The organism is Cedecea neteri, from assembly GCF_000758305.1.
Classification (GTDB): Bacteria; Pseudomonadota; Gammaproteobacteria; order Enterobacterales; family Enterobacteriaceae; genus Cedecea; species Cedecea neteri_C.
This window is the reverse complement of sequence record NZ_CP009458.1, coordinates 3,631,678-3,657,498: the sequence shown is the minus strand read 5'-3', so window position 1 is coordinate 3,657,498 and position 25,821 is coordinate 3,631,678. Positions and strand designations below refer to the sequence as shown.

Sequence of the window (25,821 nt, the reverse complement as noted above, 5' to 3'; positions counted from 1 at the left end):
CTGGTGGCGGATTGATCGCGCAGTATCGGTTTTAAGTGACGTTGTCACTCATATTTCGCATTTATCGCGATCGGTTCACGCCATCCAGTCGTGAATAATCTCCCCATACAGCTGCTCGGCCTCCTCCAGCCGACTGAGCAGACAATACTCGTCGGTTTGATGAGCCATAGACGGCTCGCCGGGGCCGAGAATCATACAGGGCGGGTTTCCAAGCGCAGGCAGCAACAGAGAAGCGTCGGTAAAGTATGGCACTACGCGAGACTCAAGCGGCGTGGCATGCAGCGGCTGGCAGCGTTGATAAACCTGTTTTATCCACGCGTGCTCTTGCTCGCTGAGTACTGCGGGCAGATCGACTAGCGTCGACACCGTGACGCTCTCGCCAAGCAGCGAAGTCAACCGCTGGCGGATGATGGCGTGCTGTAAATTGGGCGCGCTACGGATATCAACATCGAAATGCGTGTGGTCCGGCACGGAATTTATATTTAGCCCGCCGTGAATACATCCGACACTCACCGTGGGCTGCTTCATCAGTGGATGCGGCGCGCCCGGCGAAAAATGTTGGATTTTACCCAGCGCATCCGCCGCCAGATAGATAGCATTAATGCCCAGCTCCGGCATCGCGCCGTGGGCGGTTTTCCCCCGAGTCTCACAGCGTAGCCAGAGGGCGCCTTTATGGCCGATAACCGGATAGTTGGCGGTGGGCTCACCGACAATAAGCGCGCCCACGTCGGGCAACTGCGTGGAGTCAATCAGTGCCCGTGCACCGTCGCAGCCGGTTTCTTCACCGCCGGTAATTAGCAATAACGCGCCGCGTCCGGCGAGGATTGTTTCCCGCAGCTTAACGCAGGCCACGGCAAACGCGGCTATTGCCGCTTTCATATCGCTGGATCCGCGGCCATAAAGACGCCCGTCTTCAATCTGCGAGCCGAAAGGATCGTACTGCCACCGGTTATTTCCCAGCGGAACGGTATCCAGATGTCCGGTGAAGGCCAGCGGTTTACCGGCCTTCGCTCCGGGCAGCCGGGCGATAAGATTGCAGCGCCCCTCGCCGAACGATGACAGCGAAACGTCAAAACCGTTATCGCCAAGCCAGCTGGCAAAGAATCGCATGCAATCTGCTTCGCTGCCAGGCGGGTTAATGGTGTTGAAGCCCAGCAGTTGCCGGGCCAGGTGCAGGGTGGTGACCATCAGCGATGTTCCGTCAACCAGTCAAGGCAGTTAATCCATAGCTGGCGATAGCCGGGCCATCGAACAAACTCTTCCGGCAGCCAGTGTGCCGACATATCGCTGGTCCACACCAGCGAGCGGCCATGAAGATATTCGCGAATAGCCAGCAGCGGATGACCGGTACCCGCGACTGTTGCCAGCAGTTTACCTTCCGGATGCATTTCAACTTCGTTATAGCCTAGCAGCCACGGCCATTCGCCTGGAATATCGTTAAACACGCTGTGGGGTTCCGTCACTTCTGGATAGCAACCCTCCGGGGTTTCAATACGGTCGTCCCATGCCAGACAGCGGACTGGCAAAACAGTCTCAACTGCAGTATGGCGATAGCGTGCACCGCCGTTAATGCCCTGGAAGCTGTAATATCCGCCAATCATCATCAGCGAGCCGCCGCCGGCCACGTAGTCATGCAGAAGCGTCAGACGGTTGGCGGTTCGACGGCTTTTCAGCCAGGTATCCGGATGCAGCAGCAGCGTGTTGGCGCCAATGTCCGAGAGAATAATCGCATCCCACTGCTGCAGCGCTTCCAGCGTCAGCGGAAAATCTGTCGCCGCCGCGTGGGCGGGCATATAGGTCACGGCGTAGGGACTATCCGCCAGCGCGGCCAAAAAATCCGTTGCGCCGGTGTGCCAGGTGGCGGTGGCAAACTGGTCGAAACCTTTAACGTGAGTTGACGTGCTGGTCCAGGATTCACCGACCAGTAAGACTTTTTTCTTCATTATGATTTTCCTTTTATCCGCCAAAGACGCGTTGGGGATTTCCAATCATTAAGGTTTCAAGCTGCTCGCCGCTGATGCCGTGGCGCCGCAGACGCGGAACAAAATGTTTGAGTATGTAGCCGTAGCCGTGACCGCCGTACCGGGTGAGCATGGTTTTCAGGAAGACGTCCTGCGACAGCAGAATGTGCTGGATATAGCCGTCGTCAATCAGCTCACGAATCGCGCGGGCGTTCTCCTCGTCTGAGGGGGACTGTGCCGACTCGTCAGCGTAGTAATAGCTCATGCCGATCATGTCGTATTCGAGAAACGCCCCGCGCTGGGCCAGTTCGCGCTGGTAGCGCTTATCGGCAAAGCTGGGATTCATATGGCAAAGCACGGTATGGCGTAAATCGGCGCCTTCCTGTTCGAGAATATCCAGCACCCGATGCCCCAGTCGCTCCCAGCCGGGCAGATGAACTTCGATCGGCACACCTGTCGCGGCACTGGCCCGACCCGCAGCGCGCAGGGATTTCTCTTCATCTGGCGTAAATCGACTTGAGATACCGATTTCGCCGATGAGCCCGGCGAGCACCTCTGGTTTATTTTCCGCGCCGCCAAGATCGTACATCAGCCGCTCGGTCAGCTGTTCGACGCTGCTTTTTTTTACCCACTCAGGGTGCGAAGGTTCGAGATAGAGGCCAGTCCCCATAATAATGTTCAGACCGGTCAGACGCGCGATGCGCGCCAGCGCTTTGGGGTCGCGGCCAATACCGATATTAGTCGGGTCAACCACCGTTTCTCCGCCAAGGGCTCGATATTTCATCAGCTCGTCAATAGCAACATCGACATCAAACAGCTGGCAGTTATCGCGACTCATCAGCGGATTAAGCGACAGTTCGCCGAGGTTCTCCATTTTCACAGGCAGTTCGGCAAGATGGCGATCGCTACAGCAGCAGGGCGGCACCCATTTGCCGGAAGCATCCAGCAGAATATGCTCATGCATCAGGGTCACGCCCATTTCGTTAACCGGCAGCGGGCCAAGCACCGTCATCACGTAACCGCTCCTGACGCCAAGCGGCAGCGGGGAAGGGTGACGAAAAATTGATCCTTTCATCAACTATCCTTTCGCCGTGGAGCGGGTCGGGTTGAGAATGCGGGTGTTCAGCCAGATAGCCAGCAGGATAATGGTGCCGGTGGCTATCTGGGTGTAAAACGGCGAAATATGCGACAGGATCAGCCCGTTCTGAATGACCGCAATCGACAGCGCGCCCAGCAGCGTGCCAATAATGGTGCCGAAGCCGCCAAACAGGCTGGTACTGCCAAGCACAACGGCCGCTATTACCTGCAGCTCAAAGCCTTCACCCTGGTTGGAAGAGCCGCTGCCGAGGCGTGCGGTAATGATCATCCCCGCCAGGGCGGCAGCCATTCCGCTGATGATATAGACCTTCATGGTGACCGCTCGGGTGTTAATGCCGCTGCGCCGTGCCCCTTCGGCATTAGCGCCGATAGCGGTCACGTAGCGGCCAAAGCGCATATGATTGAGTACGATATGTCCGCTAACCAGGCATAAAATGCCGATCAGTGCAGGCATGGGAATACCGACTACCCACGCGCGTCCTATAAAGGTAAACAGGCTGTCAGCCGGGATCGGAATCGAATAGCCCTGGGTGACCAGGAGCGCGATGCCGCGAACCACGGCGAGGGTAGCAAGCGTGACAATAAACGCCGGAATGCCTTCATAGGCAATAAAAAAGCCGTTGATTGCGCCCACGAACCCGCCAAGCAAAAGGCCACCGAGCATGACCACCGGCCACGGCAGCCCCCAGTTATTAAGGGCGATTGCCGAAAGCGCGCCGACCAGCGCAAGGGTAGAGCCCACTGACAGATCGATACCGCCTGTGGTAATGACCAGGGTCATTGCCGTTGCGACTATTAGCAGCGGGGCGCTCTGACGGATAATATTCAGCCAGTTGGTGCCAGTGAGAAAGTTGCTGGTGATCAGCGAAAACACCACGCAGCAGAAGACGAAAAAGAGCGCAATGCTGACTACGCCTGAGTGGTTATGCAGCAGGCGGCGCGGCAGCGAATGTTGGATCATGCGGGAGCTGCTTAAGTTCATGATACTCATCCTGTTACCTCAATGTGCAGCCGCAGAGTGGGCGGTGAATTTTTCGCCCACAATCAGGTTAACAATATCGCTCAGGCTGGTGTCGGCCACCCGTCTGTCGGCGACGTTGGTACCTTCATACATCACCATGATCCGGTCACAGACCAGGAACAGATCCTGCAGGCGGTGGGTAATCAGAATCACGCTCACCCCGCGGGCGGAAACACGGCGGATGAGTTCGAGAACCGCTTCGACTTCCGCGACGGCCAGCGCGGCGGTGGGTTCATCCATGATCAGCACTTTCGGGTCAAAGGCCGCCGCGCGCGCGATGGCAATAGCCTGGCGCTGGCCGCCGGAGAGATTTCGAACCAGCAGTCGGGTATCAGGAATGGAGATCCCAAGTCCTTTAAGCATCTCCCTGGCGTCGGCGTGCATTTTGCCTTCATCGAGGAAGGGGATACCCAGGACCGATTTCATCGGCTCGCGGCCCATAAACAGATTGCCCGCGACGTCGACCGTGTCGCACAGCGACAGATCCTGATACACCATCTCGATATGGCAGCGGCGTGAATCGGCCGGATCGGTAAACTGCTGCTGTTCACCGTCGATACGGATCGTGCCGCTGGAGGGGATAACCGCGCCAGAGAGCACTTTGGTTAAGGTGGATTTTCCCGCGCCGTTATCACCGACTAAGCCCAGCACCTCGCCTGGGGCGAGCGCAAGGTTGACTCCGCGCAGTGAGCGTATCGACCCGTAGGTCTTGGTGATATTGATCATTTCCACCCTTGCCGGGGTAGTGTGTGGCTGCTGCATCTGATAACTCCCATCGCTGTGGCAGGGAAATGTTCGCCCTCCTGTGGGAGAGGCTCTATCCGACACGGTTTACATTCTAGTAAACCGGTTTACCTGTGGAAAAGAGCACTCGCCAGTACAGTCAGGACAAACGCTATGTATGATATTTGTTCGCCAGGAGGAACATTGCAGCATCCGTGCCAGGGCAGGAACAACACGGCATCAACTTCACTTAGCAATATGTATTAACTAGAATTTATTCTTCACAGCATCGGTAAACCGGTTTACCATTCGTGGTGACAGAATTGTGAGTTGAACGTTTTTTGCGCCAAAACTGGGCGCTATTTGCGCCATTTTGGAACGTGCTTAACGCTTCTTGATCGAGTCGCGACCAATCCATTCCACCGGCAGGCGGGTTTCCGCCGGGATGTCATGATCGTTGTTCAGCAGGCGCATCATGATGTTCACCGCGGTGCGGCCCAGCTCCCGGGCGGGCTGTCGGATAGTCGAAATCCTCGGCTGGGTAAAATCGGCGTAGTTGGCGTCATCGAAGCCGACCAACGATAGCGCCTCTGGCGCCTGAAGTCCGAGAGTGCGCAGGCCGTCCAACAGACCGAGCACCAGATAGTCGCTGGCGGCAAATACGGCGGTCGGGGGAGCCGGCTGGCTGAACAGGTACTGCAACGCCTGTTGGCCAAACTCGCGGTGGTAATCTCCGTAAATAACCCATTCGGGCGGCCAGTTCAGGTCAGCCTGTTCCATTGCGGTGCAGAATCCCTGATAACGCTCGCGGACGCTCATCAACTGATCCGGGCCACCGACGAAAGCGATATGGCGATGCCCGGCGGCTATCAGTTGTTCGGTGGCGATCCGCCCGCCCTGGACGTTATCGGCAAACACTTTCGGTACCTTACTGCCGGGAATATCCTCATCCAGCAAGACAATGCGTTCGTGGCGCTGGAGCTCTTTGCGCAGCAGGCCGTTGTCGGGGCGGTTGGTGGTGAACAGCAGGCCGTCGACCTGACAGGTATCCAGCCAGCGGATGAACTGGCACTCTTTTTCAGGATTGTTACGGGTGATACACAGCACCAGGCTGAAACCGCTGGCAGAAGCGGCTTCTTCGGCGGCGTCGGCCAGTTCAGCAAAGAAGGGGTTGGTAATATCGGGCAGCACCAGGCCAAGCGTTTCGCTGCCACCTTTGCTAAGGCGACGGGCCAGGCTATTGCCACGATAGTCCAGCTCGCGAATGGCGGTTTCGATACGGTCAATGGTGTCCTGCGGCAGCACAATACTGTTGTTCATATAACGCGATAGTGTCGACTTCGACAGCCCCGCCAGCTTTGCCACATCGGATAACAATACGCGTTTTATGCTCATTGCTTGCGCCATTACTCCCAGAATCGGTTATCTGTAACATAGTTAATCGGGTTGGATACAGCGATTTCTCTGCTCACCACAAGCAGAAATAAATTCTTGACAAAATTTAATCTGCGGAGAATTGTATAGGCAGTTTACCGCATCATCCGGGAAATCATTCCCAAACCCGTTTAAGTCATTCCAGTCGAGCACCGATACGGACCGGTTGCCGGAATGAAATTAAGCAGGTCTCCGCCGAACGTCGATGACTGTTCTGGCCATATCGTCGATATTTGCCCGCCAAAAAATAACTCTTCTGCGTTCACATACGGCGCGGAACTCTGCTGGCTATAAACTATTCCCGAAGAGGATAATGATGATGTTATTTAACACCGGAAAACTGCGTTCTATTGCTGTAGCAACGACGATGCTGGCATCAATCGGTTTTATTTCTGCCGCCAGCGCCGCTGCTCCAACCTATGCGCTGGTACAAATTAACCAACAGGCTCTGTTCTTTAACCTGATGAATAAAGGTGCGCAGGATGCGGCCAAATCCAGTGGCAAGGATTTAGTGATTTTTAACTCTAATGATAATCCTGTGGCTCAGAACGATGCGATAGAAAATTATATTCAACAAGGTGTTAAAGGCATTCTGGTAGATGCTATCGACGTTAACGGCATTATGCCTGCGATAAAAGAAGCTGCCGCTGCAAAAATTCCTGTCATTGCGATTGATGCCGTATTACCGGCCGGGCCGCAGGCGGCTCAGGTCGGCGTTGATAATATTGAGGGTGGTAAAATCATTGGTAAATACTTCGTGGACTATGTGCAGAAAGAAATGGGCGGCAAGGCACGGTTGGGTATTGTTGGTGCGCTGAATTCGGCCATTCAGAACCAGCGGCAGAAAGGATTTGAAGAGACGCTGAAAAGCAATCCGAAAATCACCATCGCCGACGTTGTCGACGGCCAAAACGTGCAGGATAAAGCCATGATCGCGGCCGAAAACCTGATTACCGGTAACCCCGATCTGACGGTGATTTATGCCACTGGCGAACCCGCTTTGCTGGGCGCCATTGCCGCCGTGGAAAACCAGGGGCGCCAGAAGGATATTAAAGTCTTTGGCTGGGATCTGACCGCGAAGGCCATTTCGGGTATCGACGGTGGTTACGTCACCGCCGTTTTGCAGCAGGATCCGGAAAAGATGGGGGCTGAAGCTCTGAAGGCACTGAACACGATCACCTCGGGTAAAACCGTACCGAAAACCATTCTGGTTCCGGCCACGGTTGTCACCAAAGCGAACGTAGATACCTATCGTTCGCTGTTCAAGTAGGTCAATGTTCGCCCTTCAAGGCTAACAGGGCGGTAAGTTCGTGGCCGTCGGGAAACGCACTGAGCGTTCCACGGCGGCTGACGGTGATGGCAGCGGCTTTGCTGGCGTGAGTCAGCGCCAGCGCATCCGGCGCAACACCGCGCAGGATCGTCGATGCCAGCATAACCGCGAGGAAGGTGTCGCCTGCACCGGTGGTATCCAGCGCCTCGGCAGGGAAGGCGGGGCAAAACTGGCGCTGGCCAGCCTGGATAAGCCAGGCGCCTGTTGCGCCCTGGGTCACCACTAAGCTTCTTACGGTATAGGGTTGCAGCTGCTCGGCCTCGGATTCATTGACCACCGCAATGTCGATCAGCGGCCAAAGATGGCAAAAGTCAGGGTTGACGGGGGAGGGATTGAATACCGTTGTCATACCGCGGGTTTTAGCGTACTGGAACAGTGCCCGCGTTTTATCCAGGGAGAAATTGCCTTGTTGGAGCAGAATATCGCCCGCAGTGGCTTCCGCCATATGCGGAATAATATCATCGAGGCTGAACGTATCAGCCGCAGCTGTGGTGGTAATAATGGCATTGTCGCCGTCAGCACTATTTAAAATAATCGAGGTGTCGCTATGTTGATTAAAATGGCCGTCGGGTAGTAGCGTCAGCGGTTCATTTTTTATCTGCTGACGAATCCACTCACCATTGCTGTCATTTCCCGTGGCAGCAATTAAACGTGTATCGATTCCGCAGCGGGATAATATGATCGCTTGATTCGCGCCTTTGCCGCCGACATCCTGCGAAACTTTAACTCCGTGAATTGAAGTGCCTTTTTTTGGCATGTCCGAAATGGACCAGGTTTCATCTACGACAATATTACCGACAACGTAAACACGCATAGTGTTTCCTTAATAGGATGGATAAGATGATTGCTATCTCAGCAGAAAAAACGAACGCAATACAAGCTATTTTTTCACGTAACAAAGCTGTCATTGGTGTTATTCATTGCGACCCATTTCCTGGCTCACCAAAATATCGAGGAAAATCAGTTTCTGATATTGTTGGACGTGCGCTTCGTGATGCTGAAAATTATATTTCCGGAGGGGTTCATGGCCTTATTATCGAAAACCACGGGGATATTCCTTTTTCCAAACCTGAAGATATCGGGCATGAAACCTCCGCGCTGATGGCGGTGATTACCGAGAAAGTCCGAGAGCGTTTTGCCGTGCCGCTGGGTATTAATGTCCTGGCTAACGCGGCGATCCCGGCTATGGCTGTCGCCCTGGCGGGCGGGGCAGATTTCGTCCGCGTAAACCAGTGGGCCAACGCCTATATTGCCAACGAAGGGTTTATTGAAGGGGCGGCCGCCAAGGCTCTGCGCTACCGCAGTATGCTTCGCGCCGAGCATATTCGCGTTTTTGCCGACAGCCACGTCAAGCACGGTAGTCATGCCATCGTGGCCGACCGTTCGATTCAGGAACTGACCCGCGATGTTGATTTCTTCGAGGCTGATGCGGTGATCGCCACCGGCCAGCGTACGGGGGATAGCGCCACGATGGAGGAAATTGATGAGATCCGCGCGGCCACGGAGCTACCGCTGTTGGTAGGCTCAGGGGTGACGCCGGGCAACGTGCGCCAGATACTTGGGCGAACTCAAGGGGTTATTGTGGCCAGTACGATGAAGGTCGATGGCGTCTGGTGGAATGATGTTGAGCTGGCCCGGGTTAAGCATTTTATGTCGGTCGCCCAGGCCGCGCTCGAGGAGGAATAATGGAAGCGTTTAGCGAGCGCCTGCTAAGAGAGCATCAGCCGGTGTGGCAGGCGATGCAAAAGCACCGCTTTGTGGTTGATATCGAAGAGGATCGTCTGCCATCTGATGTCTTTAACCGTTATCTAGTATTTGAAGGCAACTTTGTCGCGACGGCAATAGCAATTTTTGCCCACGGGGTCAGCAAAGCGCCGGATATTCAGCAGCAGCGCTGGCTGATTGGCGTGCTGAATGCCCTGGTTGACACCCAGATCGCATGGTTTGAACAGGTGTTATCAGAGCGGCGGATCGATCCGGCTAAGTACCCGGGCGATTTGCCCGGCGTGCGGCGTTTTCGCGACGGTATGTTATTGACCGCTCAGCAGGGCAGCTATGAGCAGATCGTTACAATGATGTTCGGTGCAGAATGGATGTACTACTTCTGGTGCAAGCGGGTGAGCGAACATCGCCAGAGCGATGCGGACATCCGGCGCTGGGTGGAGATGCACGCGGAAGACGCATTCTACCAGCAGGCGCTTTGGCTAAAGAACGAACTCGATCGCTGCGCCATGGCGCTGAGTGAAAAAGAAAAGCAGGCGCTGTCGGCGCTTTATGGGGATGTTCTGCAGTGGGAAATTGATTTTCATCACGCAGCGTACGAGGAGTCGGCACGAAGCGAATAACAAACAGCGGGTGCCTGTAGCGGTTCGTCTGACATGGTAGCGATCAAATACAGTTTTTAAATGAGTGACAGGAGTGGGTCATCATATTGCTGAGTGGCGGCAGTATGATGACCCCGATGTTGGATAGAGCCGGCATCCAATCAGTAGTTGGCGGGACACCGAACGTAAGAAAAGGGAGGTAACTCAACATTCACAATATGCAGATAACTATGACTGCGCGAAAGGACCATGAAGTGCAAATTCAATTTAACATAATATACATTATGCGCACCAATGTTGTGGAGGCTAAATGCTAATGTTTATTCGTGGCTAGATGGGAATGTTTATTCTACAGTTCACAAGTCCTGGGTACGCTTCACTCATGGTTTCACATCAGACTTCATGCAGAGGTGCGCTATGCCTATGGCAAAATTTGGTATCTTCACGATGAAAGATGTTGACCGTCTCAGAATCCTGCAGGATGTGATTGGTCGTAAACTACGTCCATCTCAATCCCCCTCCAGCTGGGAGGAAGCTCTGAAGGACAGCCAACCACTCAGCGCGGATTCACTGAAGGCCTTCCAGTCAGCAAAAATGACCTTAAAACATCCATGGTCGGCGGACAAATTCAAGGAAATGGCGGAGCACCTGGAGATGGTTCTTCAAGTTTATTAATGAATGCAGGGTGCCCAGCATTAATACATCCAACTCAAGCAGATAAATACTTTAAATATAAATCCATAGACTCTTTATTCTGCTTCAGTTCTTGATTATTACACCATGTAATAAAATCATCTGCTAAGACAATTATTTTTCTTGTAACAATTCCGTATCTGTTCAAAGCATAAATGGAAGCTATCGTCCGTGAGTGCCAATCCTTCCAGTTTTTTTCTTCAAAAATGTCCACCTTAGAGATGAAATCTTCAAAGTCAGATTCTTTTTCAAACCACAGCACCTGTGAAAAAAATGTTTTCATCTTAAAACCCTTATGAAATATTGAAATATCATATCCAATGACAATGTTTAACCCTGTAACAAAATGAAAGCAATAACCAAAATTACAATAGTGACTTAAGTTTAAAAATATAAAATGAACAAATAAAATCATATGATTGAAGAATAAAAAAATAATTTGATAGACTAAAAGCGAACGCACTGAAAAACCTCATCACAACTGACCCGCCGCAGGAACTTATGAATAGCTTTGTTTATGTTATAAATGTCATCAAGTCTTATTTACGGTGATGAAAATGAAAAAAAATGCTTTTTTAGGTGATTGTGAATCTGGTATTAAACTTGCGACAGGACTGGTTAACCATGGATATCATGTTTCGCTATATAGTCGTAATATCGGAGTTTCCTCAGAAGGCACTCACTCCCCTCCTCCACCAGGTGAGACTGATACCACTGCCAGAGTTGATAGTTTTACATTTAGTGCACTATGCCATGACACACATCAATTAGAGAGCCTGTATTTTCCTTATCAGCCACACAGTCCGGATTATTGATAGGAGACGTTGCACTTATCAATGACTTGAAGAAAAAGAAAAAACCGCCCTGGCTCTTAAAACTGCTGAAATATATCTGGAAGCGATTATCTCTCTTATTTAATCTATATTAAATCAATGTCACAAGAACAATAAAAGCAACCAAAATCTTTGGTTGCTTTTACTTCACTTAATTGAGGATGTAATTGCCTTAGTGGTAAGAACATCTGCATGCAAGGTAAGAATATTCTCAATCAGCACATCATGAGCCTGTTTATCAGGATCGGCACAGCAATCGCAGGCAATGATAATTCTGTAGTCAAGATCGAATGCCTGCCTGACAGTGGACAAAACAACACCTGTGGTCGTTAAACCTGCCATGATCAGTGTTTCAATTTTTTGAGAGCGCAGAATAGTTTCAAGTTCCGTGCCTGAAAATGCTCCAATACGATTTTTTATAATCACTGGTTCTTCATTTTGAGGTTTGACAAGATCATGTATTTTTGTCCCCTCCTCATCAACGATGAATAATCCATAATTTTTTACCGCAGCAAATATTCTATTGTCAGAGTTAATTTCAGGGTGGCCTGGTCTAAATCCAACAGCCACATAAATTACTGGGATATTAGCATGTCGCGCAGTTTTTATTAATTCAGCTGCATTTGCTAAAATTGGCTCTATTTCATCTTCAGAAAAATAATTTGATATTATCGTATTCTGAAAATCCATCACCAATAATGCTGAGTTTGTAACATTGATACTCATGGGCATGCGAGATCTCCTTTGAAAGTAGTCAGGATAATTTATAGTGAGCGCCAGGTTAAAAAAACACTGACCAGCAGAATAATGCTTGTTGTAAAGAAAACTGCGGGGAGACCAAGATGGCCACCAACAAACCCGCCAACCAGTGGTCCAATGAATTGTCCAATAAATTGAGCAGACAAAGAATACCCGAGCACAGTACCCACAAAGTGTTCAGGTACATTATTTTTAATAACTGCAGAAATGCATGGTAGCAACCCCCCTAAAGCGACCCCCATCAGAAATCTGAGGATAAGCACCTGCCAGGACTCAGTCACATACGCTTGCGGAATGAGAAGTAGTGCTGCAATAGTAAGGGATATGATAATGACTCGCTGATGTCCTACTCTGTCTGCAAGATTTCCCAAAATGGAAGAAGAAATCACACTACCAAGCGCAGCTGCAGACATCACTAAACCTGCAATAAATGTCACTTTTTTCGGGTCTTCCACTAGAGGCTGAATATAACTGGTGATGACAGGCACAATTGACATATTGCCTATCATCAGCGCGCATCCGGCTACTAGCATTGCAAGAATCCCTTTCTTATTATCCACCTGTGACCAGTTACCGCCAGCTTCTTCTTTTTTAACAGATGGTGATCGTACCTCGCTCACCATAGTAATGGTCGCCAGAAATGCAATGAATATTAAAACACCGGCACAAACAAAGGTGGGGCGTATACCTATGAGAGAAGGCAGTATTCCCCCCGCAAGCGGACCAAGTAAATTACCCGCCATAATACCGGATGCAAGGAGTCCGAGAGCATAACCAGCCCGCTCTTTTGGCGTCTGAACTGCCACCAGAATAGTCGCCCCTGAAGCATAACCACCGGCCAATCCAACAAGGAGACGCAAGCCTAGAAGTTGCCAGATATTTGATACTACCCCCATCAGTAATACGCATATGGCCATTCCCAGACTGGCACGAACCAACATCGCTTTACGCCCATATCTGTGCCCCAGATGCCCCCATACAGGCGCGATGAGTCCAGCTGTTACGAAAGTCGCGCTGTAAACAATTCCCGACCACTGGAGGACAGAAGCTTGTTCTTTGATCCCTAACTGTGCCACGAACACTGGCATGAAGGGTTGCATGAGTGTCATAGACATGTTTGTGGTAAGCGCCCCAAACAAGCAAACAATCAAATTACGCTGCCATGGTTCTATTTTAAACATATTGCATCACCTTGGTATACCAAACTGGTATACCATAGTAGTATGTTATGATATCTGTCAACACATTCAACTGCGTCTGGAGACGGTGATGAAGGCTATAAATCAGGCAGAAGCGATTATTCAACAACTTAGAAAACTCATTCTTGATGTTAAGCTCCCGCCGGGAGAACGACTTTCGGAACGGCAGCTTGAAACACAAACATCAGCTTCCCGCACTCCAGTCAGAGAAGCCCTGATGAAGTTGGAAATGGAAGGCCTGGTACGACGCGAGAAACGTGGATGGATGGTGACCCCTATTGATATACAGGAAATTCACCAACTCATGGATTATCGGGAGATACTGGAAATTTCTGCACTTCAGTTAATTCCTGATGAACCTGATGCAGAAATTCTACGGAGACTTGCTCACAATGCAGTATCAGGAGAGGCACATCTGTCTAAAGAAGAACTGCACGCAAGCGGCACTCAGTTTCATCTGGATATTGTCAGGCTTGCCAACAATCCCTTTTTGACTAACGCGTTGACTGACGCCCTCGCTCGCTTATCGAGAGTGAGATGGCTGGAGACAGAGCCACAGAATCAAGGCTGGAAGGATCATCAGCAGATTATTCGGGCACTATCTGATGGTGACCGCAACCAGGCTACGACTTTTCTTCGGGCGCACCTCCGGGAACATCATTCACAATTATTGATGTTGTTGAAAGATGATAATAAGAGGCAGTTTGGTGATCGTAAATTATTGTATATTAACAATAATTTGTAACGCGTCAAGCATGTGTAGACGATGTCCTGCCAGGATTTCAATAAGCAAATGGAAAACGAGTGTGAAAAAAATTTGCATTATTCATTTGAGCGCAACAAACTCTCACCCGTTTTTACCAGAACGGATCGAGCGAATATCCGTCATTGGCGGAGCACCAAACTGACGACGATATTCTCTGTTAAATTGTGTTGTACTCTCATAGCCAACACGAAGTGACGCCGTACTTGTATTAAGCCCATCGTTTAGCATCAGCCGACGGGCTTCGTGAAGCCGCAGTTGCTTTTGGTATTGAAGGGGGGACATTGACGTTAATAATCTGAAGTGATGATGCAGTGTTGATATCCCCATATTGGCTATTCCCGCCAGCTCTTCAATACGCAGAGGCAACAGATAATTTTCTCTTAGCCAGTTAACAGCCAAAGCGATACGGTTGCTATTACTCCCTGCAGAAACTATCTCCCTGAGCCTTGAACCCGCCGGACTGGTCAGAACTCGATAGAACATCCCACGGAGAATGATGTTACGCATAATGGGGATGTCTTTAGGCGTGCTTAGTAATGTAAGCAATCTGATTGAATCCTCAAAAAGATCGTCGGTTGAAGGGCCTGTTGCCAGACCACTAAATGTTGCTGCGGGATCAATATCAAGCAAGTCTATTTCTGTAATTAATTCACGTACTATCTGCAAATCAAGTTTTATCAGAATAGATAGATAGGGTTTATCTTCACTGGCATCAACAACCTCAGCAATAGTAGGAAGATCAATAGAAGTCAGTAAAAAACGGGTTTCATCATGAATATAAACTTCGTTCCCAACCAGCGTCTGTTTCTTTCCCTGAGCAATAATGGCAAGACTTGGCTCATAGACAACAGCCTGTGGAGCAACTGGACTTGATCGCCTGAACAAAGTGATACCCGGTATCGCCGTTTCTAAAACCTCTGTTTCGGAAGTTAGCTCTTTGATATAGGTTGCAAGCTGCAGGCGCACATTTTTATCCAGCATGGTTAATTTCCACAATCAGTGCTTCCAGGACATCTGAAAACGATAATAAATGTATCAAATCATAGGGTTCTATTAATCAGAATAAAGCCTCAAGCCCGTTTTGAAAATGGAATATTTGTTCCTATATGTGACTGGACAGATAATAAGCTGGGTGAAAAACATACATCCACTGTTGTTATAGCAAGAGGATCGGGCAATTAATCGGAAGTAATGTATCTTTGCTGAGACCCGGCATGAACGTAGGATGACCCTCCAGGCTATAAAACATTTTGGCATCGGAGGGCAACAAGTATGAAAAATTGGTTTATTACGGGTGCGAATCGAGGTCTTGGTTTGGAAGTTGCTCGGGCTGCGCTGGAGAACGGAGATCGGGTGATTGCTACAGCCCGCAGGCCTGAAAGTATCCACACTACCCTTTCAGGATACGAAGATAGCTTGATAGCACTCCCGCTTGATGTCACATCTGTTGATTCAGTGAATACGGCAATGCAGCAGGCGGTTTCCTTTATGCCTCGCATCGATGTGCTGGTCAATAACGCAGGTTTTGGCCAACTGGGTGCCTTTGAGGAGCTTTCATCAGAGCTTGTTCATCGCCAGTTTGAAACCAATGTGTTCGGCGTATTTAATGTTACCCGGGCAGTATTACCGATCATGCGTGCACAGAAGTCAGGCCATATTGTGAACATTTCTTCAACCTGTGGCATCACGGGATTCGAAGGTGCTTCCTTATATTGTGCAACTAAATTCGCAATCTCGGGCTGGTCAGAATCTCTCAGTATTGAACTGGCACGTTTTGGCATAAAAGCAACCTGCGTATATCCTGGACCGTTTCGGACTGATTTTTTAGACAACAGCTCAGTAGTATTTGGCGATATTACTATTGATGATTATCAGTCCATTAGCCAGGCCCGGCGAGAGTTACTTTCACAGGCTAATCATCAACAAAATGGCGATCCTGTCAGATTTGGCCATGCTCTTGTCAAACTTGTTGAATCTGACAATCCTCCCGTTAGATGGGGGGCGGGTAGTAATGCTTATGATACGTTGATGGCTCGTGCTAATGATCTGCGCCATGACGCTATAAAATGGCATGAACTTTCAAAATCTACTGATATAAATTAATCATCACATTATTTTCACCCGTTTTTATGCACTGCAGTAATATTCCAGGCTTAACTAAGCTCAATCATCCTTAGGTATTGAAGGACTTTTGTAATAAACCCTCAAATCAAAACTACTTATCCACTTATAATTCAGAGGTTCTCTATATGAATGATTTATCAGGAAAAATAGCACTCATAACCGGCGCATCAAGTGGCATTGGTGCAGCGACAGCAATTGCTCTTGCTCGTGAAGGTGTTATTGTAGCAATAGCCGCAAGACGGATAGAAAAATTAATTTCACTCCAAAAAGAAATTGAAAGTGAAGGCGGAGCGGCTATTGTTATTGAAATGGATGTTGCAAATGAAACATCGGTAAAGAATGGTGTTGGGCAGCTTATCGAAAAAGAAGGGAAAATTGATATTCTATTTAATAATGCAGGGATTATGCCTGTTTCAGAAATAGATGAATTCAAGTTAGATGAATGGCATAACATGGTCGATATTAATGTCAAGGGTGTGTTAAATTGCCTCGGCGCTGTTTTGCCTCATATGATAAAAAAAGAATCAGGCCATATATTTAACACATCATCCATTGCCGGGAGAAAAGTTTTTGGACCTGGGTTTACAGTTTACTCAGCGACGAAATTCGCTATTTCGGCGCTCAGTGAAGGATTGCGAATGGAGCTGGGTAACAAGCATAATATTCGAGTTACTTCTATTCAGCCTGGTGCTGTTGCCACTGAATTACCCGAGCAAACCACAACTCCTGAAAAACGCAAAGCTCTTGAGGACTATAAAAAAAGCATCCAATTTCTATCCCCAGAGGACATCGCACAATCGATTGTCTATGCAGCAAAAACATCTGCACATATAAATGTTGCCGAAATATATATACTCCCAACGGAACAGATTTAATAAAAAGCCAGACAAAGAGAGTTCAATCTTTTTGTCTGGCAAAAAGTCACAGGCGTGAAATAAAATATGGATGTAAAATAATCACCGATGAAGACGCCGGGTCTATCTTTAACCTCCGTAGCAGGCGCGATCCTAAGTTTTATCAGAATTTACAGAGCAAATAATCATGTCGATTATCAACAGCGATAAATCGTTCATCGGCTTTAGTCCTAGCTTTACCATCAGTCTATTTCTTATTCCAGATACGGTTTTGATCGAACAACCATCTTCCCTGGCAATTAAATGCTGTGTCTTTCCGGCAACCAGTTTTTTAATAATCAGCATTTGCCTTAAGGTGATATTGCTCCATCCTTTTGTTCTACCCAGTGTGGTATCAATAAAAAAACGGTTAATGTTTTCTATGCTATCCCGTTTAGAAAGGCAGCGAGCATGAGAGTAAAGCATCTCTGCAGGAATATCATACACCATGATTATTTTTAAATTTTGCTCGGCCATTTTCCTGACGAGTTGATGGCTCATGGCTAACGAGTGCAAGGATATAATATAGAGTGAATAGGTTCTGCTGATAAGCTCTTTCATGCATATATTTATGTCGAGAAAAAATATGGTATCAACGCCATTGGATGTCATCTCTTCAATTCCTACGAGATAGAAGAAGTCATCTGATATGATGCAGGCTCTTTGCATGGGAATGCTCTTATTTTATTAATGGTTTAATTATTCGCGTTCATTAGCCGTGATAAGTCACAGTCATCATTATCTTATTCTGTTCGACTGAATGATAATGGTTACCGTAACATTTAAGGCAATGCACTTACGTAATGCTGTAATTTTTTATCGATGTTTGCTTGTCTTTTTTCTTGCCTGGGAATTATCTTACGAGGACATGGTAGATATTTCCACTCTGGTGTGTCAGACTTTATATTTATTTAGAGTTGTTAAGCGTTATGTGTTCATAATCATATGAGTTAATGGTTAATTTAATGATATCTATGAAGTATTAATTCATCTTATGTTTTTAATTTACATGTCGGCAACATGTTTTTAAAAGTAAATGAACCTAAATGAGATTGGATTAGTTGGAGGATATGGAATGTCTGAGGTTATTTTAGTTAATTGCCAGGTTAAATTTGAACCAGGTCGCAATGCCCTCGAATCGATGACGTTGCCGGAACAAAAAATCACTCTGCCCTCTTCTTCATCACGTTGTCTGAAGGTGTTGCTATCACTGCGGGGAGAGGTTGTTACCATAAAGCAGTTTCATAAACTGGTTTGGGAAAAGAACAAAGCGGTCGTTTCCGATAACACCGTCTATCAGAATATCTCTATTATCAGAAAAGCCCTGGCTGCCGTAGGGGCAGATAAAAATATTATTGAAACACATACCCGACGTGGATGGTGTATTCCTGAGTCGGTTCACGTTAGCATTGAAGTCAAACAGAAAGGGCTTGCTCAACCCAATGATGCTGTAGAAGAAATTAGCGAGCCTGGCATTTTGAATGCCAAAACGGTGATAAAGAATTCTATCGCGGATGATGATGAACACAATAGCATGCTATATCCCTTGTGTTTTTTAGGGGGAGTACTGGCATTGATACTGGTTTTATATTTTTATGTTCTGTGATCTTCACGCTTCTGTCTCTCAAACGAGCGTGAGTAAATCGTTTTCGCATAGATAATTTGGGGGCTAATAGATTGCCTGCAGACCTTGAGTATTTCTACATACTGCATTGACAGTTTCTTGATGCCCTTCTGCCACACTGAGTGAAATATTAAGGTGAGTCTGGAAGGGCATGTATGTGTAGAAAATTGACGTATTGGTTATTTTTTCTGTGTTCGATGGCCGTTTTGAGCGGCTGCGTTTCGCTTTTTTAAATATCAGGGAAACTCATGAAGCCGTTAATTATCCTGGTCGTATATTCATCCTTTTTTATACTGACGGGGTGCCTGTCTGTAGGCACGCATCTGTTTACTCGATAGACACCACGATGCTGGCTCAGCTATCTGAATAGGATCCCGAACATCGGGATCCCAACATAACGCTTACCAGCCCTTGACGGCATCACCGTGATAAATTTCATCAGCGGCGGCGGCCACTTCATCGGTCTGGTATGCCTTCACAAGATTTTTCACATTTTCGCTGTCTTTATTATCATCCCGGGCAACAATGATGTTCACATACGGCGAGTTTTTATCTTCTACAAACAGGCCGTTTTTGGCGGGTGTCAGCCCTATCTGGCTGGAATAGTTGGTATTGATGATCGCGAGATCGATTTTGTCGTCATCAATAGCGCGAGTTAGCTGCGCTGCTTCAACCTCAACAATTTTCAGGTGCTTAGGATTCTCTACAATATCCAGAGACGTTGGCAGCAGGCCTACATTGTCCTTTAGTTTTATCAAACCTTGCGTTTGCAGCAGCAGCAGTGAACGGCCTAGATTCGTTGGGTCATTAGGCACAGCCACCTGCGCCCCATCCTTCAGTTCAGACACAGATTTGATTTTGCGGGAATAACCGGCAATGGGATAAACAAAAGTATTGCCCACCGCGGCTAATTTATAGCCACGTTCTTTTATTTGCTTATCCAGATACGGGCCGTGCTGGAAAGAATTGGCATCAATATCGCCGCTGCTTAATGCAGAATTGGGTAAAACATAATCAGTGAAGGTCACCACTTCGACATCAAGATTGTATTTTTCTTTTGCGACCTTTTTGACGGTATCCCAAAGCGGCTGATCGATGCCTGCGCTGATACCCACTTTAATATGATTCGCGTCCTGTTTAGGACCACAGCCGGTAAGCAGCATAGTGCCAGCCAGTGAAACAGCCAGCAGAGAAATTTTCACAGTATGTTTTATCGCCGAATGCATAAATAACGTCTTCCTTAAACCAATAAAAACAGCAAATTTGAAATTACCCACCGTTCAGATGAGGCAGGGAGAGTTTTTCAAACTGCACTGATACTGGCAAATAAGAAAAAGACATAACCTATGTGTAAAAAAATCTGATGCTGCGTATCTCATCAACTTCAGCTGAAGTTCTCTTCAAAGGAGCGCTTCAGGTGACAATATCGCACACTCTTTATCCAGTAACGCTTCCACCGAGGCCCTATTATTGCGGTCCCAACCACGTTTAGTGGCTAACAAAATAAACCCTTTTTGAGCGCCGTAGGTGGTTGGAATGACAGCCACGCCCCACTCTGCCAGCTGTTCTGGTGATAAATGAAAATAGCTGGCGACGCTGTGAATGGGGTCAATGCCCATCACCGTCGGCTGCATTACCCGGCGAGCATACCAGGTGTAACGCAGGAGTTTATCGGGCAAGGGGCGCCATTCTTCCGTTATAAAGGGACGTTCTGCCAGCATCTGACGCCTGACGTCTTCCCGCAGGCAGGTAAGGTGAATATGCAGTTGGTTTTGGCTGCGGCCATAAGCCGAGTTAAGCGCCAGCCCAAGTTTATCGTCGGGGACCGGGGCACCATATTGCCAGGCTAAAAGGCGACGCATGAGCCAGGCATAGCCGAAGTAGTCCGTGCGCCCTTCCGCTGCCAGCGCCGGGCTTTCGATGCCGGTCATCTTCGTCGTGGGAACCAGGATAAAATGGTAGGGGTAACGCGGGTTCTGGATAACGCTAAAGCCGTGGGCCTTCCCTTCAGGCATATAGATCTGCTGGCAGGGTGCCGGATTGCTCGTCTGCTGATAGTTAGTCATGCAAACCTTATCGACCACGCCCCACAGCGCATCGGAGCGGGCGCAGCCCACCAGCATGAAGAGCGCGGCAAGGATCACACCTCGTTTTAAGCTGGTAAAAACCAGGGGCGCAATTCCGTTTCTTTTCATTATTTCTTCATCCTTACCTGGCAACAACGAAGGGCAACGTTTATCTGATAAAGCATAATCGGACACACGCCCCAGTGAATATGTTTTATTTTACAAAAACGTATACCGTCAGCAGGGACTTCATCTTTCATTCGAGGAGGTTATAAATGGCAAGGATTTTTATTACTGGCTCAGCCGATGGCCTTGGCTTAATGGCCGCCCAGCGTTTGGTCGCCGAGGGGCACAAGGTTGTGCTCCATGCCCGCAATAAAACCCGTGCCGCCCAGGCACTCAGGCAGATTCCTGACGCAGAAACTGTTTTTTCGGCCGATCTTTCAAGCATTGCCGAGACAAAACACCTGGCTGAGACGGTAAATGCAGCTGGCCGGTTTGATGCGATTATTCATAATGCCGCCGTCGGATATCAGGAGAGCAAACGCTTGATGACCATAGATGGGTTACCGCAAATATTTGCCGTGAATACTCTTGCCCCTTACATTCTGACGGCGTTAATTCAACCCCCTAAACGTTTGGTCTATTTGAGTTCGTCGTTGCACTCGGAGGGTGATGTCACGCTACAGGATCTGGTGTGGGAGAAACGAGCCTGGAATAGCGAACAGGCTTATTCGGATTCAAAGCTGCACATCACGCTACTGACTTTCGCTATTGCCCGACTTTGGCCTGAGGTGATGGCCAACTGTGTCGATCCCGGTTGGGTACCGACAAAAATGGGGGGCGCGGAGGCGCCGGATGCGCTTGACCTTGGCCCGGCCACTCAGGTGTGGCTGTCGGCCGATCCTTCGCTTTCTGCAGCACCAACCGGCGGTTATTTCTATCATCAAAAGCCGGGAGATACCTTGAAGGCCGCTTTAGAGCCTGTCCTCCAGCAACGTTTATTGGCCGCTTGTGCACAGTATTCAGGTGTTGAAATTAGTCACACCGCCACTGGCGGAAAGCGCTGAAAATAATCCACCAGAAAATCAATGCAGACCTTTAATTTCGCTGAGCCGCTAGTACGATTAGAATAAACTGCCCAAATATTAGCGGCCTGATGCCAGTCAGGCAAAACCTGCACCAGCTCGCCGCGGGCAATATGGCGCTGAACTTCCCATTGTGAACGCAGAATAATGCCGTGGCCCTTCAACGCCCAGCTTAATACCACGCTACCGCTATTCGAAGAGAGCTGGCTGCTGACATGAGTCTGCACGCTTTCCTCGCCGTTGGTTAACGGCCACACGCCGAACTGGGCGCTGCGTTCCTGAATAACGAGGCATTTATGAGATTTAAGATCGGCGATATTTTCCGGCGTTCCGTGTTTTGCCAGGTAGCCTGGCGACGCGCACAATACGCGGTTGTTGGTAGAGAGCTGCCGGGTGATATACAGGTCTTTGATGTCATCGCCAACGCGAATCTCTATATCAACGCCCTCCTCTATCAAATCAACGACTCTGTCCGTCAGCGTTAGCTTGATATTTAGCGCCGGATAACGCTCCGCCAGCGCCGAAAGCGCATCAGGCATATATACTGAGCCGAAACCAAATGAGCAGCTCATCTGAATATTGCCTTCGATCGTGTCCCGCCAGGCGGCAAGTCCTGAGACAAAATCCCCCATGCTATCCAGTACCGAAAGTGCTCCGCTTAACGCCTTATGGCCGTCGGCCGTTAAATGAATCGCGCGGGCGCTGCGATGGAACAGCCGCATACCCAGACTTTTTTCCAGCAGCGCAATGCGTTTACTGACATAAGACGGAGAAAGCCCCAGCTCCGCCGCCGCGTTGGCAAAGCTTTCTTTGCGCACCACGGTGACAAAGACATTCAAATCTTCAACAAGCGGCCAGGCGGCGCGTGGGGTTTCGTTGGGGCTCATCGGTATGCCATCTTCTGCGTCAGGTTAAGAAAGGCATAATAGCGCTCAACAGCACATCAGGACACTCCTCTTGCGGACTGTGACCGCAGGGCATGGCTCGCCCTCGAACGTCCAGCGCTTTTTCCTGCCAGGTCGCGGGCACATCATAAAGCTGGCCCACGGTGCCTTTCTCTCCCCACAGCACCAGCAAAGGGCTGGTAATGCGCAGATGCCTGTCGGCTTCATCATCTTCAAGGTCGATGGCTGCTGAGGCGCGATAATCTTCGCAGATGGCCCGCAGTGTTTCGGGATTCTGGTAACAGCGCAGGTACTCGGCAAACACTTCGGGCTCCGTTGCACCGGAGGTTTTAAGCTGGCCATCAATATGCTTACGCAGGAAAAACGCCGGATCTGCGGCGATCATTTTTTCCGGCATTGGCGAAGGTTGGATCAGGAAAAACCACCAGAAATAGCGAGTGGCGAAGGTTTTATCCGTTAGCGCATACATGGTTGCCGTCGGGGCGATATCAATAAAGATGCTGCGCTTAACCTGCGCCGGGTAATCCAGCGCCAGGCGATGCCCGACCCGTGCCCCGCGATCGTGCCCCATAAAAGCAAAACCGTCCTGGAAACCGAGCCTCGCCACCAGCAGGACAATATCTTTCGCCATTTCACGCTTGGAATAGCTGCGGTGATCGTCGTCGCTGTCGGGCTTAGCGCTGTCGCCATAGCCACGGATGTCCGGCATGATGACGGTGAAATGCTGCGCCAGAACCGGCGCGATTTTACGCCAGGTAACGTGGTTCTGCGGGTGGCCATGCAGTAAAACTAACGGTTCACCCTGCCCACCCACGGCAGCGCGCAGGGTAATCCCGTTATCCAGCACCACGTCCATGAGCTGGAAATCCGGGATAAAGGGCGATGCCCCCCTGTCGCAAATAAAATCAGCGTTCTCTTTCATCATTGAAAATTAATCCTGAGTCAGTAGCCACGGATGCGCGGCAAAATGGCGCTGTTCGAACTCGCGAATCTCCTGCTGATACTGCATCGTGTAGCTGATGGCATCGTGGCCTTCCAGCAGCATATGCTTTTTCAGCTCATCGACCGTAAAGGCAATATCTTTGCCCTCCGCGCTTATCTGCTGCCGGGCGAGATCGACGGTAATGCTGTTGGCTTGAGGGTTGTTAGCCGCCTGCGCCAGCCACTCGATATCCGCCGCCGGTAGCGTCAGGGTCAGCACGCCATTACGTTGACAGTTGTCGTTAAATATCCCGGCAAAGCTGGTACCGATCAGCGCCCGTATACCAAGCTGACGTAAGCCCCACACAGCGTGTTCGCGGCTGGAGCCGCAGCCAAAGTTAGGGCCGACGATAAGAAACTGCGCGCCCTGCCATGCCGGCTGGTTAAGGACAAATTCTGGGTTCAGCGAGCCGTCGGTCAGAAAACGCTGGTCGAAGAAGACGCCTCTGTCCAGATTGTTACGATCGATACCTTTCAAAAACTGCTTCGGCATGATCACATCGGTATCAATGTTGGCCGCCATCATCGGCGCGGCCACGCCGGTTACACGGTTAAAGGGTTCCATTTATGCATCCCCTTGTTGTAAATAAGGACGGACATCCGTCAAATGGCCTGCCACTGCCGCCGCAGCGACCATTGCAGGACTCATTAAATGCGTTCTGGCCCCGGCACCCTGGCGGCCAGCGAAATTACGGTTGGTGCTGGAGGCGCAGCGGTCGCCCGGCTGCAGCACATCTTCATTCATTGCCAGGCACATGGAGCAGCCTGACTGCCGCCATTCAAACCCGGCGTCGATAAATATTTGGGCTAAACCTTCTTGTTCGGCGCGGGCGCGAACCTGCGTTGAGCCAGGCACGATAATACCTCTTACACCTGGCGCGATTTTTCTGTCTCGCAGCACCTGGGCAACTGCCCTGAGATCTTCAATGCGGCCGTTGGTGCAGGAGCCAATAAACGCATGGGTAATAGGAATCTGGCTCAGCGGCGTACCGGGCTTAAGGCCCATATAACTCAGCGCATTTTCGATGTCACGGCGTTTGGCCGTATTAGACTCATTGGCAGGATCGGGCACCTGGTCAGTGATGCTGCCACCCTGATCCGGGCTGGTGCCCCAGGTTACGCGAGGCGTTAAGTTGGCGCAGTCGAGCACAACTTCTTTATCAAAGACCGCATCGGCATCGCTGCGGAGCGTGCGCCAGTATTTCAACGCCTGCTCCCACATCTCGCCTTTCGGGACGCGTGGTGCCGGTTTGATATAGGCATAAACTTTTTCATCAGGTGCCATAAATGCGCCGCGGGCCCCGGCTTCGACCGCCATATTACAAATGGTCATACGCCCTTCCACGCTAAGTGCATCAATGGCGCTGCCGCAGAATTCAATGGCAAAGCCGGTCGCGCCGTCGGCACCAATTTCGGCGATTAGCAGCATGACGATATCTTTTGCCGTCGCGGCAAACGGCAGCTCACCGTTCACCGTCACGCGCAGCGTTTTTAGCTTTTTATAGGCTAACGTCTGCGTCGCCAGCATATGTTCAATTTCAGAGGTGCCGATACCGAAACCAAACGCACCAAACGCGCCGTAAGTGGTGGTATGGCTATCCCCTGCGGCAATCACCATGCCCGGCAGCACGATCCCCTGTTCATGGGCAACGACGTGCTCAATGCCCTGGCGCGGGTCCATCACGTCGAACAACTCAAGGCCAAAATCACGGCTGTTGGACTCAAAGTAACGAACCTGCAGTTCGCCGCCCGGGTCGGTCATTTCTGGCGTGCGCTCTGGCCGCGTCGGGTTAACGTGGTCCACGTTGAGCAGGATGCTTTTGGGCTGCCAGACCTGGCGGTTGGCGTCACGCAGTCCGCTAAAAGCCTGCGGGCTGGTGTATTCGTTGAGGATGGAACGGTCGATATACAGCAGGACATTGCCCTGATCGTCCAGAGGGCGGATGACGTGGGTATCGATGATTTTATCGTACAGCGTTTTAGGCTTCATGACGGGTCA

The 25,821-nt window shown here is 49.9% G+C and carries 27 protein-coding genes; 9 read left to right on the top strand and 18 right to left on the bottom strand.

Annotated features, from left to right (window positions below; translation table 11 throughout):
• Positions 1 to 75 precede the first annotated feature (75 nt).
• The 6 genes from LH23_RS17100 to LH23_RS17075 form a co-directional block, all read right to left on the bottom strand.
• Positions 76 to 1,188: a M20 family metallopeptidase gene (locus LH23_RS17100; RefSeq protein WP_039293731.1), complete on the bottom strand. Its 1,113-nt coding sequence runs from the start codon at positions 1,186 to 1,188 to the stop codon at positions 76 to 78.
• Positions 1,188 to 1,943, bottom strand: coding sequence for a glutamine amidotransferase (locus LH23_RS17095; protein WP_039293729.1), 756 nt, complete (start codon positions 1,941 to 1,943; stop codon positions 1,188 to 1,190). Before LH23_RS17095 ends, LH23_RS17100 begins: the two co-directional genes overlap by 1 nt.
• 13 nt (positions 1,944 to 1,956) lie before the next feature.
• On the bottom strand, positions 1,957 to 3,036 hold the full coding sequence (locus LH23_RS17090; RefSeq protein WP_039293726.1) for a phosphotriesterase family protein: 1,080 nt from the start codon (positions 3,034 to 3,036) through the stop codon (positions 1,957 to 1,959).
• A 3-nt stretch (positions 3,037 to 3,039) separates the two neighbouring features.
• The gene (locus tag LH23_RS17085) at positions 3,040 to 4,041 is read right to left on the bottom strand and encodes an ABC transporter permease (protein ID WP_172744303.1); all 1,002 of its coding nucleotides are present in this window, start codon (positions 4,039 to 4,041) and stop codon (positions 3,040 to 3,042) included.
• 18 nt (positions 4,042 to 4,059) lie between these two features.
• Complete coding sequence (locus LH23_RS17080) at positions 4,060 to 4,806, bottom strand: ATP-binding cassette domain-containing protein (protein ID WP_172744463.1); 747 nt, start codon at positions 4,804 to 4,806, stop codon at positions 4,060 to 4,062.
• A 381-nt stretch (positions 4,807 to 5,187) separates the two neighbouring features.
• Positions 5,188 to 6,210, bottom strand: a complete 1,023-nt coding sequence (locus LH23_RS17075) for a LacI family DNA-binding transcriptional regulator (RefSeq protein WP_039293716.1) — start codon at positions 6,208 to 6,210, stop codon at positions 5,188 to 5,190.
• A 343-nt stretch (positions 6,211 to 6,553) separates the two neighbouring features.
• On the opposite strand from LH23_RS17075, the gene LH23_RS17070 reads away from it, so the two are divergent.
• Positions 6,554 to 7,507 carry a substrate-binding domain-containing protein gene (locus LH23_RS17070; protein ID WP_039293712.1) on the top strand — a complete coding sequence of 318 codons (954 nt, stop codon included), beginning with the start codon at positions 6,554 to 6,556 and terminating at the stop codon, positions 7,505 to 7,507.
• Between the two features lies 1 nt (position 7,508).
• Here LH23_RS17070 and LH23_RS17065 read toward each other — a convergent pair whose 3' ends face one another.
• Positions 7,509 to 8,381: a ribokinase gene (locus LH23_RS17065; protein ID WP_039293709.1), complete on the bottom strand. Its 873-nt coding sequence runs from the start codon at positions 8,379 to 8,381 to the stop codon at positions 7,509 to 7,511.
• Between the two features lie 26 nt (positions 8,382 to 8,407).
• Between LH23_RS17065 and LH23_RS17060 the strand changes: the two genes are divergently transcribed.
• The 3 genes from LH23_RS17060 (at position 8,408) to LH23_RS24055 (ending at position 10,566) form a co-directional block, all read left to right on the top strand.
• A complete protein-coding gene (locus LH23_RS17060; protein WP_039293707.1) occupies positions 8,408 to 9,253 on the top strand; it encodes a BtpA/SgcQ family protein in 846 nt (281 codons plus the stop codon).
• The gene (locus tag LH23_RS17055; protein WP_039293703.1) at positions 9,253 to 9,912 is read left to right on the top strand and encodes a TenA family protein; all 660 of its coding nucleotides are present in this window, start codon (positions 9,253 to 9,255) and stop codon (positions 9,910 to 9,912) included. The genes LH23_RS17060 and LH23_RS17055 overlap by 1 nt, the downstream gene beginning before the upstream one ends.
• A gap of 402 nt (positions 9,913 to 10,314) precedes the next feature.
• Positions 10,315 to 10,566: a hypothetical protein gene (locus tag LH23_RS24055; RefSeq protein WP_231560142.1), complete on the top strand. Its 252-nt coding sequence runs from the start codon at positions 10,315 to 10,317 to the stop codon at positions 10,564 to 10,566.
• A gap of 34 nt (positions 10,567 to 10,600) precedes the next feature.
• Here the strand turns inward: LH23_RS24055 and LH23_RS24175 are convergent, their stop codons facing one another.
• The 3 genes from LH23_RS24175 to LH23_RS17035 form a co-directional block, all read right to left on the bottom strand.
• A complete protein-coding gene (locus LH23_RS24175; RefSeq protein ID WP_039293697.1) occupies positions 10,601 to 10,867 on the bottom strand; it encodes a hypothetical protein in 267 nt (88 codons plus the stop codon).
• 697 nt (positions 10,868 to 11,564) lie between these two features.
• Entirely contained in the window at positions 11,565 to 12,149 is a 585-nt protein-coding gene (locus tag LH23_RS17040; protein ID WP_419672492.1) for a cysteine hydrolase family protein, read from the bottom strand.
• A gap of 32 nt (positions 12,150 to 12,181) precedes the next feature.
• Entirely contained in the window at positions 12,182 to 13,357 is a 1,176-nt protein-coding gene (locus LH23_RS17035) for an MFS transporter (protein WP_039293693.1), read from the bottom strand.
• An 88-nt stretch (positions 13,358 to 13,445) separates the two neighbouring features.
• Here LH23_RS17035 and LH23_RS24050 point away from each other — a divergent pair, with 88 nt between their 5' ends.
• Complete coding sequence (locus tag LH23_RS24050) at positions 13,446 to 14,120, top strand: GntR family transcriptional regulator (RefSeq protein ID WP_052050299.1); 675 nt, start codon at positions 13,446 to 13,448, stop codon at positions 14,118 to 14,120.
• A gap of 102 nt (positions 14,121 to 14,222) precedes the next feature.
• Here the strand turns inward: LH23_RS24050 and LH23_RS17025 are convergent, their stop codons facing one another.
• Entirely contained in the window at positions 14,223 to 15,122 is a 900-nt protein-coding gene (locus tag LH23_RS17025) for an AraC family transcriptional regulator (protein ID WP_052050298.1), read from the bottom strand.
• A gap of 291 nt (positions 15,123 to 15,413) precedes the next feature.
• On the opposite strand from LH23_RS17025, the gene LH23_RS17020 reads away from it, so the two are divergent.
• Positions 15,414 to 16,244, top strand: a complete 831-nt coding sequence (locus tag LH23_RS17020; RefSeq protein ID WP_039293688.1) for an SDR family NAD(P)-dependent oxidoreductase — start codon at positions 15,414 to 15,416, stop codon at positions 16,242 to 16,244.
• 146 nt (positions 16,245 to 16,390) lie between these two features.
• Complete coding sequence (locus tag LH23_RS17015; protein ID WP_039293685.1) at positions 16,391 to 17,140, top strand: SDR family oxidoreductase; 750 nt, start codon at positions 16,391 to 16,393, stop codon at positions 17,138 to 17,140.
• A gap of 132 nt (positions 17,141 to 17,272) precedes the next feature.
• Here the strand turns inward: LH23_RS17015 and LH23_RS17010 are convergent, their stop codons facing one another.
• On the bottom strand, positions 17,273 to 17,827 hold the full coding sequence (locus LH23_RS17010; protein WP_039293683.1) for a LuxR C-terminal-related transcriptional regulator: 555 nt from the start codon (positions 17,825 to 17,827) through the stop codon (positions 17,273 to 17,275).
• A gap of 406 nt (positions 17,828 to 18,233) precedes the next feature.
• On the opposite strand from LH23_RS17010, the gene LH23_RS23115 reads away from it, so the two are divergent.
• The gene (locus tag LH23_RS23115; RefSeq protein ID WP_052050295.1) at positions 18,234 to 18,764 is read left to right on the top strand and encodes a winged helix-turn-helix domain-containing protein; all 531 of its coding nucleotides are present in this window, start codon (positions 18,234 to 18,236) and stop codon (positions 18,762 to 18,764) included.
• A 419-nt stretch (positions 18,765 to 19,183) separates the two neighbouring features.
• Here LH23_RS23115 and metQ read toward each other — a convergent pair whose 3' ends face one another.
• Positions 19,184 to 19,945 carry a methionine ABC transporter substrate-binding lipoprotein MetQ gene (gene metQ / locus LH23_RS17000; RefSeq protein WP_419672491.1) on the bottom strand — a complete coding sequence of 254 codons (762 nt, stop codon included), beginning with the start codon at positions 19,943 to 19,945 and terminating at the stop codon, positions 19,184 to 19,186.
• A gap of 237 nt (positions 19,946 to 20,182) precedes the next feature.
• Positions 20,183 to 20,905 carry a CDP-diacylglycerol diphosphatase gene (locus LH23_RS16995; RefSeq protein ID WP_081946178.1) on the bottom strand — a complete coding sequence of 241 codons (723 nt, stop codon included), beginning with the start codon at positions 20,903 to 20,905 and terminating at the stop codon, positions 20,183 to 20,185.
• Between the two features lie 218 nt (positions 20,906 to 21,123).
• Here LH23_RS16995 and LH23_RS16990 point away from each other — a divergent pair, with 218 nt between their 5' ends.
• Positions 21,124 to 21,918 carry an SDR family NAD(P)-dependent oxidoreductase gene (locus LH23_RS16990; RefSeq protein ID WP_039293677.1) on the top strand — a complete coding sequence of 265 codons (795 nt, stop codon included), beginning with the start codon at positions 21,124 to 21,126 and terminating at the stop codon, positions 21,916 to 21,918.
• Here the strand turns inward: LH23_RS16990 and LH23_RS16985 are convergent.
• The 4 genes from LH23_RS16985 to leuC are packed head-to-tail and all read right to left on the bottom strand — an operon-like array spanning position 21,891 to position 25,812.
• Positions 21,891 to 22,823 (bottom strand): LysR substrate-binding domain-containing protein, encoded by a 933-nt coding sequence (locus LH23_RS16985; protein WP_039293673.1) that lies wholly within the window; start codon positions 22,821 to 22,823, stop codon positions 21,891 to 21,893. The two genes, LH23_RS16990 and LH23_RS16985, sit on opposite strands and share 28 nt — an antisense overlap.
• A 19-nt stretch (positions 22,824 to 22,842) precedes the next feature.
• Positions 22,843 to 23,766, bottom strand: coding sequence for an alpha/beta fold hydrolase (locus LH23_RS16980; RefSeq protein WP_039293670.1), 924 nt, complete (start codon positions 23,764 to 23,766; stop codon positions 22,843 to 22,845).
• Positions 23,767 to 23,772: 6 nt separating this feature from the next.
• The gene (leuD, locus tag LH23_RS16975; RefSeq protein WP_039293667.1) at positions 23,773 to 24,387 is read right to left on the bottom strand and encodes a 3-isopropylmalate dehydratase small subunit; all 615 of its coding nucleotides are present in this window, start codon (positions 24,385 to 24,387) and stop codon (positions 23,773 to 23,775) included.
• Positions 24,388 to 25,812, bottom strand: coding sequence for a 3-isopropylmalate dehydratase large subunit (gene leuC / locus LH23_RS16970; protein WP_039293666.1), 1,425 nt, complete (start codon positions 25,810 to 25,812; stop codon positions 24,388 to 24,390).
• Positions 25,813 to 25,821: the final 9 nt, after the last annotated feature.